The sequence below is a fragment of the Chryseobacterium joostei genome (assembly GCF_003815775.1).
GTDB classification, from domain to species: domain Bacteria; phylum Bacteroidota; class Bacteroidia; order Flavobacteriales; family Weeksellaceae; genus Chryseobacterium; species Chryseobacterium joostei.
In genome coordinates, this window is the sequence record NZ_CP033926.1 from 2,605,493 (window position 1) to 2,618,232 (window position 12,740).

The window sequence follows — 12,740 nt, forward strand, 5'->3', positions numbered from 1 at the left end:
AATTCGCGTTTAATGATTATTATTAAAAAAAGCGACGGGTAGTATTAACGGTATTTAAACAAAATATTCTATCTTTGCATCCACTTAATTAATGGGGTTGACTGGTTTCGACAGCAAGACCAATGGGTAAGTAAGCATGCAGAGAACCGTAGCGCGATCTCTATAATCCCTTGCTACAAAATTTTAACTGGCAACGAAGAGTTCGCTCTTGCAGCTTAATATCGAAGTATAGTAGATCAAGCGTTTTCCCGAAGATTTCAGTAGGGAAGCAAGATATTCCACAAATGCTCTGTTCTGCGGCGTTTGATTCTGGGATATAGGAATGCAGAAATAAGGTTTCGGAAGCTTCGGCTGAAATTCGAAAACTTTAGAAGATAAGTTGAAAGTTGGGTGTCTACTCTCTGCTTTCAATCGAAAACCAATAGTAGAATAAGCATGTAGAAAGCTTATGTATTGCTTGTTTGGACGAGGGTTCGAATCCCTCCAACTCCACTTAAAAACCGCTTTTAACCATTTAAAAGCGGTTTTTATTTTTAACTTGTACTAAAATCGTACTAAATCTTTCTCATAAGACCCAGCATTTCTTTTATTCTATCAACCTTTACTTTTTTTAGACTTGGCAGCTTTAGAATTTCTTTTGTTTTTCCAATTTTGAATATAATCTAATAGAGGTTTTCCTTTTAATGGTAATAGGGTGAATAATTTTATATGCTTTGCAGGCAAAGAATTAACCCTTAATATGATGTTGCATTCTTCTAAATTATCTGTGTAAAATTTATCTAGCACAAACAACTTAGATAATAATTTAGTATCATTTATTAGAACTTTAAATAATTTTTTTTCATCCGTATTATAATCTAATTTGTTATAGAGATAACCTTCTTCAAGTAAAGGATTTCCATACTTTAAAAATGAAATATTACTATTTATATTATCAAAAAAATTTCGGATAACACTTTCAAAATCAACTGTATTTATGGCTGATAAAAACACTATTTTTTGACAATTAAAAATATTATTATGAAGATTTTTACATGAGTCTAAATTACTGAATGAAAAATACCTTTCTTCTTGAGGAGACTTTTTACCATCTTCTTTATGAGTAAAATAAAAATTCAAATCATCATTACTTTCATAATCATTTTTCAAGTAATATTCAAGAGCCTTGATAGTCTGATAGCCAGTAAGAGAAATATCTGTTAAAAAAACTATATTTTCAGGCACAACCTCACTACAAAGCTCATTAAAATTGGAGAGCCAATTAAAAGTCCTACTTTCAAAATTACACTTATCAAGCAACCTTTTAAGACCATTTTCATCATCAAAAGGATTTTTAATAGGAACAAGTATCGTTTTTTGTCCATCCTCTAAATATGCGCTTAAAGTTTCTTGAAAGTATTTAATATGATCCTCAGAAATATAATTATGACGAAACAATACTTCTAAGATTGTTCTATATAAATATTCTAAATTCAAATCATTATCATCCATGTATTGCTTTAATTCACTTCCTGCTATACTCTCGTCATTAAATAAATACAACCAACCAGATATTCTATGTAATAATTCTGACGGATTTTTTAAATGACATGAAAGCATCTTCTTCAACTCCTGAAAATTAGTATACCCTTCAATAATTGAAACTATACTTTCTAAATTATTATTTTTAGGAAATAAACTAATATATGCATCTAAATTTATCTGTTCTGTATTTTCAACAAAAACACTATTATATAATACTTTCCTTCTATTAATACGATCATAGCATTTAGATATTTCATTTTGAAGAATGTACACGTACAATGTATTACCTTCCTTATATAAATACTGTAAAGCGCCTCTAAGTCTTAAAGCATTAGCAATCTCTTCTAAACTTTCTTCTTGGAAAATATCATAATCATGGTTATATAAATATATTTTTTCAATTTCTGAAGATATTATATCATTTAAATATACTTTATAAGTAATGTCTCTTGAAATAGGATGTTCAGTATCCTCAACTCTAATATTATTTTTTACAAATTTTGAAATTTCAATAGAATTTTCTGTTTTAGAATCTAAGAATAATCCTGTAATATAAATTTCTTTCAAAATTTGAGAAAAATTTATATTATTATCAGGTACTTGTTCCATAAAAATTTCCAAAGAATCTATTATTGTCTGATATAGTTCTAAAAGATTATTATCTTTAATTATCAACTTTTCATTAATAGAAAACAATAAATCTAAATCTACATTATCATCTTTATAGCAATCAAAATGAATTTTTAGATAATTTATGACATCTTTAAGCCCATTATCAAATGTTGAGCATAATTCAAATACTGTAGTACTCCAAATTGATTGGTATTGAAATATTGTTAATTCATCAGTTATAATATTATCAACAAATCTTTGAATAAATTCAATTTTAAACTCATCATTCATTTCAAATAAAGGAGATGTCGGATAGAATCTTGTATTCAATTCATTTAGTGTAAAATTAAATTTTGAATTATTTTGCACCAAATTAATAGTATCTAACCTAGAAATTATTTCTTCCATAGTTTGCCAATAAGTAGCAATATTTACATCAGCTATAACACCTTTAAAATCGGTTATTCTTTCATAATCAGAATAAAATGGGATAATAGGTAAATTTGATAAACTTTCGTATGGTTTATAAAAAATTGGGAATGTCTTATATTTTGAATTAAAATCCATGTGAATATCTATTACAGACTTTAATTTTTTAATAAACACACAAAAATTAGGAGCAACCAAAATTTTATTTAAATTTTCAGTTGAAACTGTATATTCAATTTCTTTTGTTTCCTCCAAAGAAGAATCAATATCTAAATAATCATATTTTTTAATTTCTATATTTTCGTAAACTTTTTTCACAAAAATCTTCTCGCCATTCTTTAATACAATTAATCCGTTTAATGCTATATTTTTCAAACTAATATCATTAGTATCTGGATATAATAATGCAGTCATATCTTTTATCCAGCCATAAAATAATGACTCATCCGCATCAATTTCTTCTAATACATCTCTCTTAAAATGAGTGAAGTGATTAACCTGATCCTTTTTAAAAAGCATCATAATAAGCAGATTTCTATACTGCTCTAAAAACTCATTTAGACAAAAATACTCACCTATTTTCGAACCCCTTTTATTTGAAAGGATAAGTGAATAACTATTATTAGAAAAGTCTTCATAGTGCAAATCGGATATTTTATCTACCCATAAAAACTGATGTTTTTTATCTTGATATTCCCCTTGCTCAACTGAGATTTCTAACAACAATTTCCAAGAAGCAATAAGGTTGTTATTATCTTCTGATTTTTCAAATAAAGTTAAAAAAGATATTATTTGATAGTACGCTTTTAGGTCTTCTTCATTTTTGAGAAAATTGTGATTATTCTTTTTCCATTCTGAAAATCTTAAAAATAAATAACTTGCAAAAACATTTAAAAAATCAGTAGTTTGACTTTGTGTAAGTATTATTTTATTTACTTCAGCTAATAAAATAATATCATTAAATGATTCCAATTTTTTTTCCATCAAATCCCAATGTGAAACATCTAACTTGAGGTCAGGTTGTGCTAAAGCGGAAAACATAATTTTTTCAGAATAATTTAGTGTTATGGTATTATTAGTTTTTAAAGATAAAATAGCAGTCAATAATTTATCTGCATCGCTTAAATCTCTCCTATCATATATATTCTCTATCAAAATTTTAATATGTTCAGTATGTGAAGATAAATCGTCTTGATATAACAAAATTGTATTTAAAAAATGACTTAGAGATAAACCTGTTAATTTATTTGCACTTTCTGTTAGTGACCAAAATTCATCAGGAAAATTAGAAATCAGATTATTATAGAATAAAAAATATAGAGCTCCTCTACCAGTATCTGTAAATGGTATTTTCTTCGCAAGCTTCTTCTTTATGCTATTTAAACGTCTATCATTATCAAATTGGTTGTAAAAAAATCTAAGATTATCTTTCAATCCAAATTTAACATCGTCCGTCAAAATTTCAAGCTTAGAGATAGCTTCTTGAATTTCTGTTTGGGATAAAACATTTTTATTCTTGTTTGCATTATTTATATCATATTTTATATCATCTTTAAATTTCTGATATTCCCCAGAATCTGCATAAGTTTGAACATTTACTATTTTAGTTTTACTATCATTATATTGTAGCCCATTTATTGATAACCATTCGTGCATATTTTCAAATAGCTTTTTAGCTCTGTCTTCATTTTCTACAAAAATGAAAATATCATCAACAAAACGATAATAAAACTCCCTCTTCTGATCCGATATAAATATTTTTTCAACTAAGGTATCTAAGCTACCCAAATATAATTCTGCTAAATACCTCGCAAACACAGGACCTTGTGGTAAGCCCACTTTCGAATTTTCAGTTGTTTTAATTGAAAGATCAATTAGATAACTAATTATATTTCTATACTTAATAATATCTTCATTAGATAACTCTTTCAATTTATTTTTAATTGGAAGAGGTGCTTCTTCAAAAAGTTTTATCTTTAATCTTTGAAGATCAATTTTATCGTAGAAACTTTTTATATCTAACTTTATCAGATAATAATTCGAATATTCTAAATTAAAAAGGATACTCTCTATTTTTCGAGTATATTTTGCCCAATTAATAAACCAGTTAGTAAAAATATTATTTTTATAAAAACTACTAGAAAATTCATACCCATAAGAATTACCAGAAATCTCACTATAGTATAGGGTATTTAGAACAAAAATAAAGTATATTGAAATTATATTATTTAAAGGATCTATATTAAATAATTTACGAATTTTTGAATTTTCTTTTCTTTCGAACTTATATTTATCAATATCAAAGATGTAACCTCCTTTATATATTTCTTCAATACTTTTCTTTACAACCTCAAAATCAATTGTATTAATTGTTTCCAACTGAGGAAATAACGGAACTTCATCATTTTTTAATGAATATTGATATAAAGACTTTCGTATTTTGTTAAAAAGGTTAAAATCAATATTTATAATTCTATAATCGGAGATCTTTTCTAATGAAACTCCCTTAATTAATTCAACCGGAGATACCGTTTTGCATTGAAAACAAGAAGAGCACCTACCTAAACTTTTACAGGTTATCGGCTTTAAATACTTAAGAGTTTCAATATTTTTTAAGGTAATTTCCTTATTAAATCCTCTGACTCTAGAAAAAATCTCCAATAATAATTCTTGCCCAAAATTAATATTCTCTTGAGTCTGTAATTGTCCCAGTAATCCAACTAAAATGCTTCTCTCTTTATTGTCTAATCCTTTTTCAAAATCATTAAAAATCAATTTTAAATGCTCACACTGACTTAAAGAACTTATTATCTCTTCTAAAGATAAATTATCTGCAATTTTAGAAGCTTTTTTTACTTTATAATATGAGTTTCTTGGCAAACTATCTGTCTTTGCAAAGTCACTTAAAACTGATTCAATAATTTTAATTGATGCAGGTTGAGCTTGAGATAATATCTCGAGTTGTTTCTGTAAAAATTTTTCACTTGGAATACTTAGCCAATTATCAACTTCAAAATCAAACTCTTCATTTATATTTACAAAAAAAGATAATTTATTACTACCCTTATTTTGAGAAAGAGGGAGTTTTATTCCTGAACCTACACCTTTTGAATATTTATTAACAAAAGGAACTTTTGGAAATTTATCTACAGCTATATCGCTAGCAAATTTATCTTTAACATTAAAATAAATGTAATTTATTAAATTATAGCCGTCACTTTTAGTAACAAGTCGTTCAAAAAAGATCCAAATGTGAAATCCTCTTCTACCGGAAAATTCTACCAAATGAGGTATATTTTTCTCATTTAAAAATTCTACAACTATTTCCGCCGCAGTTTTGACATCTCTTAAATTACTTGGATTAATTTTATTTTCGTCTATCTCCTTTTTAGAAATATCCAAATCAATACATATCCATTTTATAAATGCAGTATCAACTATATGCAACTCTTGATAAGTTAATAAACTTTTTTGGTTTCTTAACATATCTTCTATTGTTACCGGTGTTATACGTTCTTTAATTAACTTATAACTACCATTCTCTTGTTGTCTTCCATATTTTAGATCGTCTACATAAAATATACTGAATAACTTATCCGATAGAATCCTATATAGGTTATCACTATTATCCATTTTTTAAAATTTGCTATTATTATTCAAAGATAGGACTTGCGAAGATAGTGTTGACATTATAAATTACTTTTAAATTAATCTTCTATAAATTAATATCTTGTTTACATAATTCAAAATAATACGTTTTTCTATAATCACTATCATTTTTGTAATAACCTCGTATAAAAGGTATTTGTTCTCTGTAAGCCTTTCTGTTTTGAAAATCAACAAAAATCATTGGATCCTCTTCACTTAAATCTATTTCAATAATATTTTCAAGAGGAATTCTTTCTATTACATCAGTTCTAATAATTTTTAAATCATTAGAAATCGAACCTTCTTCTCTATCTCTAAGATAATTCCATTCTCCCATTTTATTCACAACAATTTTATCGTAATATTGAATCTGAACTTCTAAGAAATTTTCATTGAGATCAAAACTGAATACCTTATACCAATCCGCTCTTTGCTTAGTTATAGGATCATCAAAGAAAGGATAAGCTTGATCCGTTATAGATCTGATGATTATTTTTTCATATTTAAATTTGTACGAGGGGTCATAATAATTAAATATTGCCTCTGAAACATCATTCGATGTATGAATTAAAGATTTTACAATTTTCTTCCGAATTATTTGTTTCTTTTTAAAGATTGCTACATCACTTATTTTCTTTTTAGGAGCAAATCTATCTTCTTTTAAGATATTTCTAATTTTCTCTAACTTACCTGTTGGAGCAAAAGAAAGTTTTGATATAATCTTAGAAAAATCTAAAATATGTTCATCTGGAATAAAAAGAAAGCCTTCTTTAACTTTCAAATTTTTATATGATAACTGTTTTTTACCTAAAATAAATATAATTAATGTTTCGAAATCTAAATCTAATCCATCTTCAAAAAATTTATCTAATGTTTCCTGGACTTTACTTTTTCTAGAATTAGCAGTTACTTGTATAGCAATAGCATTGATTGAGTCTTGTAAATCAATAGCTTTAAAATTCTGTTTATATTCATTTGAATTACTAAGTTGTAAATCAAATAAGATATTTAATATTTCTTGTATATGATACTCAGAAATTATATTTATATCCTGTAAATTCGATTGAGAAAGCATTTCGATTTTATTCCTTAAAATCCCAAACTCCTCTATTATTTCTTTTAAGTAAAATTCTCTTTTCAATATATTATAATTTAATAAAAAATTACTTAAATAATTACATTTAATTGTTTAACCATATATTCTATTTTTTGAACTTTTTCCTTCATATTTTTATTATTTAGTTTCCTTTTTTCGAAAATGAATTCTATTTTTAATTTATCTTTTAAAAGCTTTTTTGATTGATTTGAAATCAAATCTTTATTACTAACCAATATTGATAATAATGAAAATAAATCATCATAATTTAAAATTAATTCTTGTTCCGCATATTCTTTAAGTTCTGGCATTACCTGAGAACTAACAAGTAACATTAAATGTAATGGCTGCTGATAATATTCAGAATTATCAACTTGTGAATACTTATTTTGGACTAATAATATATCTAAAAACTCCTTGAAAAAATTTTCAGGTACAACATCTTTAAAGCTTTCCTTATATTCAAAAAGGAATGTAATTCCACAATAAATAAAAGTCTCCTTCATAATAGAATTAAAATCAATTCCTTTTGGATTCCATCCTTGATGAGTTATTTTAAACTGTCTTATTATGCTTTGCGACCTTAATACTGGATTATCATCTAAACTAACTAAAAAGCCAATTCCTTTCATCGACTTTAAATATATTTCTGAATAAGATTTATCCCAAAAGAATCTATCTGAATTTACAAAACTTAAAATACTCTTAAGCAAGTTAGAAACAAACAAATTTGACTCATTATCTTTAATTAAATCCACATAAAAATTGAATTTTTGTAGATTAAGAGAATCTTGATCAAAATCTTCTTTATGCTTAAAATGTAATTTGTATGTATTTGTTAGCAATTCTAATTCTTCATTATACAATTTGCCCAACTGACTATCATTAACATTTGGTTTATAACTAAAAATCCAATCTTGAATCTCGGAGCTTTTAGTTTGATCTACTAAAGTTTTTATAAATTCTTCATAATATTTAGGTCTTTCTAATAGCCATTCTTTATAACACTTTTGACCTTGTACAAACAGAAATTCATTTGTTGGTGTAATTCTATCTGTATTTTCATAAAATGCTAATTGTTCTGTAAGTCTGCGGGATTTTTCAAAAAAATTTCTTGCAAAAATTAAAAGGAGAATATTTAAATCTGATCCTATATTAACTTTTTTAGATGTTAGAATATGTAATAATTCTAAATATTTTTTCGGATCAAAAGGATGTAAAGTTTGAAAGATACAATCTTGAATTATTGTTAATTGTAAGTTATCCCAAAGCTTAATCCATAATGAAATGTTTTTTTTAAAAAGTAATTGTGATTTGAAACTATATTCTCGATTAAGACTAATATAATCTGAATTTCTTGTTGTCTTGTGTATATGTTCCCAAATTTTATCATCTATGTTGTCTGCTATGATATGTTGCCTATCTAAAAGTGTTTTATCGAAAGTTCTTATAATACTCCAAATATTTTCAGAATTTACTTTTACATTTGTCCATTCCTCTTCACTCTTAATCCAATCTCTCGGAATATTTTCTATTAAATAATTTTGAAAACTAAATAACATCTCAGTTTTTTCAATTACATCTAATAATACTTTAACCGAACTAAATCGTGAATCTTTAACTACAGCTAAAGCCAACCTTTTCTCTAACCACGTATGAATATAGTTTTGTATTATATATTTCTCATCATTAAAACCGTCTTTATCAAAAATTCTAGAAACAAACTTATTCAATACGCGTTGAAATAAATTCTTTTCTGAATTTGATTCACAATATTGTTTATAAAAAAAATTTTGAGATAATATTTTACTTAAAGAAGTTTCAATTTGAGAAAAATTGATGTTAGAAAATTCTTTCTTATTATCACCAGATGTTAGTAAAAATTCTATATTTATCTTAATAAATGGCTCTATAAGATCATGTAAACATAATTCTCGATCTAAAGATTCCACAAATTCATACTCAATATATTTTTGTTCTAAAGTATAAAAATCATATTTATAAAAGATTTCTTTATCCATAATTATTAGTGTAGAAATGTTAATGGAATCTGATGTCTCATAGAAAGATTCCAATACTGTTTAAATATTGATATAATAAATTTTTTTGTATTATCATTTTGGACTCTAAATATTCCTGTTGATTGTTCAGACTTAATATGATAACCCACTGAGCTTCCTACTAAATACACTTCAGAATCATCAATTATTAAAAAGCGATCATGAAAATAACGATCTCCTTGGTTTAATATATCCCCTCTATTTATAACTCTTAACCCAAATCTGCAATCTTTAATTGGTGGAATTACAATTTTTAATGCATTTTTCACTTCAGTAAGATATGTCTCAGGACCATCTAATCCTTTTGATGTTAATATTTTAATCGTAATATCATTTTTAAGATTGATAAAAATATCTTGATCATTACCTGGAGACTTCACATTAAAATAAGGATCCCAAATAATAATCTCACTATTCGCATTATTAATCAATTGCTGATATAATAAAGGAGCATCCGAAGGGTAAGAACCTTTATGATAAAACCAATATTCATTTTGCCCACATTCGTGCATTCTTAAAGCAGAATTAACTGGATCTGTTGAAAAATCCTTACTCATTAGTCAGCTCATTTGCGTAATCAACTATATTCTGAGAATATTCCTCTGAATGAAACCATTTTTCAATTTCTTTAATGATTAATGTTCCAGAAGCTTTGGGTATTTTTGCAATACAAGTCGCTCTATTTCCAATTTCATTAAAAGAGCTCCCAATAAACCAAATATATTTGTCAACAACAATAAATCTGTCATGCATAATACTTTCACCTCTAAGAGTACGAACTACAATATCAGTGAATGGTTTGTCGTTGTAATTTTTAATTATTTCCGTTATTTTTTTAGCTTTTATTTTTGAGATAAACTGTTTACTATTTAGAATATTAATTTGTACATTAGAATTTTTAATATGAAAAGCATAATCAATAATATCCATTTCAGAAAAATAGGGATCACAAATATAACAACTATCTTTAGCGTTATTTAGGATTTCTCTAATTGAAAATTTTGCTTTTTCCTTTAGCTCATTTTTTTCAAGATCACTTTTGGCACCAGGGTAAAATATGAATTCTTTAGATTTTTCATCTCGTATGTGTTGCCTTTTATTTTCCGCATCTTTAAAATAATATTCGGAATTCAATTTTTCGGAATTTCCGATCGAAAAAGGATTGACATCAGAAAATTTTTCTATTGTAAATTCCTCACTACCTTTTTCTGTTTCGATTTTTACATGAAAATCACTATTTTTTATTAAGGTGTTAAATTTAATACTTTTTAAAAATGTTGCCGGTTCATGCACAGCTATCAAATCATTATCTTGATTATAAACTCTTAATTCAAACAGATTAGGCTCATGCGGAAGCTCTATTAATCCAATTGTATTTTCAATTTTAAAAGTTTTATCCAAAGCTATAGCGTCACCATGCTTGTCTATGATCCTAAAAATCATAGGTTCAAATAAATTTTTCCTTTGATATATTTTATAAAAAATCCCGACAGGATTCAAAGAAAGGCTAATATCAATATCTGTAAAATAAGGGTTGGGGGCAGACAAATATATATTTCCTAAATGTTCTCTTTTTTGAACAATATCAAAACCTAACCAGTCAAGTGTTAAACTTTGTAAAGCCAACATCTCTTTTGAGATGCTTGATGATATAAATTGATTTTCAACTCTACGTTCAAAATCAATTTGACACCATACTAATATGCCCGACTTCCTTTTGGGTAATATAGATGCTAGGCCATCTCCATGAAAATTTGGAGATAGAATTAAAGGATATTTTCCTGTAGGCTCAGGAATAAAAGATGAGTTTGTAAAATATATTTTTTCATCATTGATTTTATAGTTTTCAAAAGGAGCATTAAAGATACTAATAGCATCGTCCACTGAATTTATTTCATCAATAACAATATAGAAATTATAATCTCCTAATTTAGATTTTTTAGCCCTAACAAAATTTTTTTTCCATTCATCATTTGGAATACTATATGGATATTCATCTTCATTTTGCAATTCAATAACAGAAAATAAATGAATCCAGTTCTTACTAATTAAATCTTGCGCTAAAAGAGAAGTCCTTATAGCTTTTGTATAATACTTTTTTAATTTTTCTATCATTTTTTACCAAAAATGAAATTTATAAAAAAAATATGATGTAAAGTATTTCAACTCATAAAATTAAATTTAATTATACAAAATTTCATATTGTTAGGACTAAAACTTCTAGTTTAATACTTATTCCATCTTACTGCATGAGTAAACTTTTTATTATCATTATTATAAAATTCAAGAACATCATTATTCAAAACAAAATATTCTCCTTGACTCACATCTTCTTTGTAATTATATCTTATTCCATTTTTAGAATTTATTTTTTCAACTTCATTATCCATAAATTCTCCATCTTTAAAAGTAGTTCTAATAAATGTTTTTCCGTTATGCTCATAAATGGTATATAGAGAGAATGTATAATCTTTTTCGTTAAAAATTCCAATAATATCGCCCTCGACTTTTTGCGCTTTAAATAGCATTTGATTATCTTCTGTGTTAGTAGAGCCATTAATGGAAACCTCTAATTCAGGATCAAAATGGCTTGTTGCCCATGCTAAAATACTATTCTCATTATCTTTTAAATTGTAGAAAATATAAAAACGTCTTTGTTTATCTTTACTATTGTAAAGTTCTTCAGCTAAAGTTGCCAATTGCCCTTCTGTGAGCTTTTGGTTGATTTCTACCTGATACTGATTTTTTTCAACATTGGGGTTACTTTCATCCTTGATAATTCTGTACTCAAAATTTTCAGGTAAATCTTCTTTTGTGTAGTTGCCGATAGTGGCACTTGAACTGCCTTCGAAAATGAGTTTTACAAGAAAAAAAATTAAGGCAGTAAAAATAAGGAGAATAAAAATTACTGCTTTGTTAGGTTTTGGGTTGGTCGGTTTGTTGGCTTTTGGATTTTTTTCCATTTTGCATATTATTTATATCCTTAATGTCCCAAATTGGATGTTAGTATAAATAATCAGCGTGGGACATTTCCTATCTGCCAACAACGTCCGACCAAGAACGCATACACATAATAAGAAAGCCCACGCCTTTACGTGTGCAAATCTTATTCTTAGTGTATTATAAAAACTTGGTCGGTTTAGTTGGACAAGAATAAGTACGCTTGTATGTTATTTTTTGCTTTTATTTCATATTGCAAATATATAGTAATTATGTCAAAGAGAATTATTTTTTAGTCGCTGTAAGGGTCTTTTGAACGTATGCAGTACAATGCCACTGTCTACGTATTGCTTTGTTGTAATAACAACTGGCGGAGACATCAATCGAGTACCCTGCCTACTTGATTTCTTTAATTCAGATTTAATGCCTTA

Annotated in this window: 6 protein-coding genes and 1 other RNA gene; 1 reads left to right on the forward strand and 6 read right to left on the reverse strand. The window is 26.4% G+C overall.

What is annotated here, in order from left to right:
• The first annotated feature begins 93 nt into the window (after positions 1-93).
• Positions 94-495: a transfer-messenger RNA gene (ssrA, locus tag EG359_RS11925) on the forward strand.
• Between the two features lie 99 nt (positions 496-594).
• On the opposite strand, the gene EG359_RS11930 is transcribed toward ssrA, so the two are convergent.
• The 6 genes from EG359_RS11930 to EG359_RS11955 all read right to left on the reverse strand — a co-directional run bounded on the left by EG359_RS11930 (position 595) and on the right by EG359_RS11955 (position 12,332).
• Positions 595-6,198 carry a reverse transcriptase domain-containing protein gene (locus EG359_RS11930; protein WP_076354958.1) on the reverse strand — a complete coding sequence of 1,868 codons (5,604 nt, stop codon included), beginning with the start codon at positions 6,196-6,198 and terminating at the stop codon, positions 595-597.
• Between the two features lie 82 nt (positions 6,199-6,280).
• Complete coding sequence (locus tag EG359_RS11935; RefSeq protein ID WP_076354960.1) at positions 6,281-7,354, reverse strand: SMEK domain-containing protein; 1,074 nt, start codon at positions 7,352-7,354, stop codon at positions 6,281-6,283.
• 26 nt (positions 7,355-7,380) lie between these two features.
• A complete protein-coding gene (locus EG359_RS11940; RefSeq protein ID WP_076354962.1) occupies positions 7,381-9,330 on the reverse strand; it encodes a hypothetical protein in 1,950 nt (649 codons plus the stop codon).
• 5 nt (positions 9,331-9,335) lie between these two features.
• Positions 9,336-9,926, reverse strand: coding sequence for a hypothetical protein (locus EG359_RS11945; RefSeq protein ID WP_076354964.1), 591 nt, complete (start codon positions 9,924-9,926; stop codon positions 9,336-9,338).
• A complete protein-coding gene (locus EG359_RS11950; RefSeq protein ID WP_076354966.1) occupies positions 9,919-11,484 on the reverse strand; it encodes a VPA1262 family N-terminal domain-containing protein in 1,566 nt (521 codons plus the stop codon). Before EG359_RS11950 ends, EG359_RS11945 begins: the two co-directional genes overlap by 8 nt.
• Positions 11,485-11,594: 110 nt before the next feature.
• Positions 11,595-12,332, reverse strand: coding sequence for a hypothetical protein (locus EG359_RS11955; protein ID WP_076354968.1), 738 nt, complete (start codon positions 12,330-12,332; stop codon positions 11,595-11,597).
• Positions 12,333-12,740: the final 408 nt, after the last annotated feature.

Excerpts from the sequence above, each read along its gene's own strand:
- EG359_RS11945 (WP_076354964.1), bottom strand. The coding sequence starts at position 9,926 with ATGAGTAAGGATTTTTCAACAGATCCAGTTAATTCTGCTTTAAGAATG.
- EG359_RS11950 (WP_076354966.1), bottom strand. The coding sequence starts at position 11,484 with ATGATAGAAAAATTAAAAAAGTATTATACAAAAGCTATAAGGACTTCT.
- EG359_RS11930 (WP_076354958.1), bottom strand. The coding sequence starts at position 6,198 with ATGGATAATAGTGATAACCTATATAGGATTCTATCGGATAAGTTATTC.
- EG359_RS11940 (WP_076354962.1), bottom strand. The coding sequence starts at position 9,330 with ATGGATAAAGAAATCTTTTATAAATATGATTTTTATACTTTAGAACAA.
- EG359_RS11955 (WP_076354968.1), bottom strand. The coding sequence starts at position 12,332 with ATGGAAAAAAATCCAAAAGCCAACAAACCGACCAACCCAAAACCTAAC.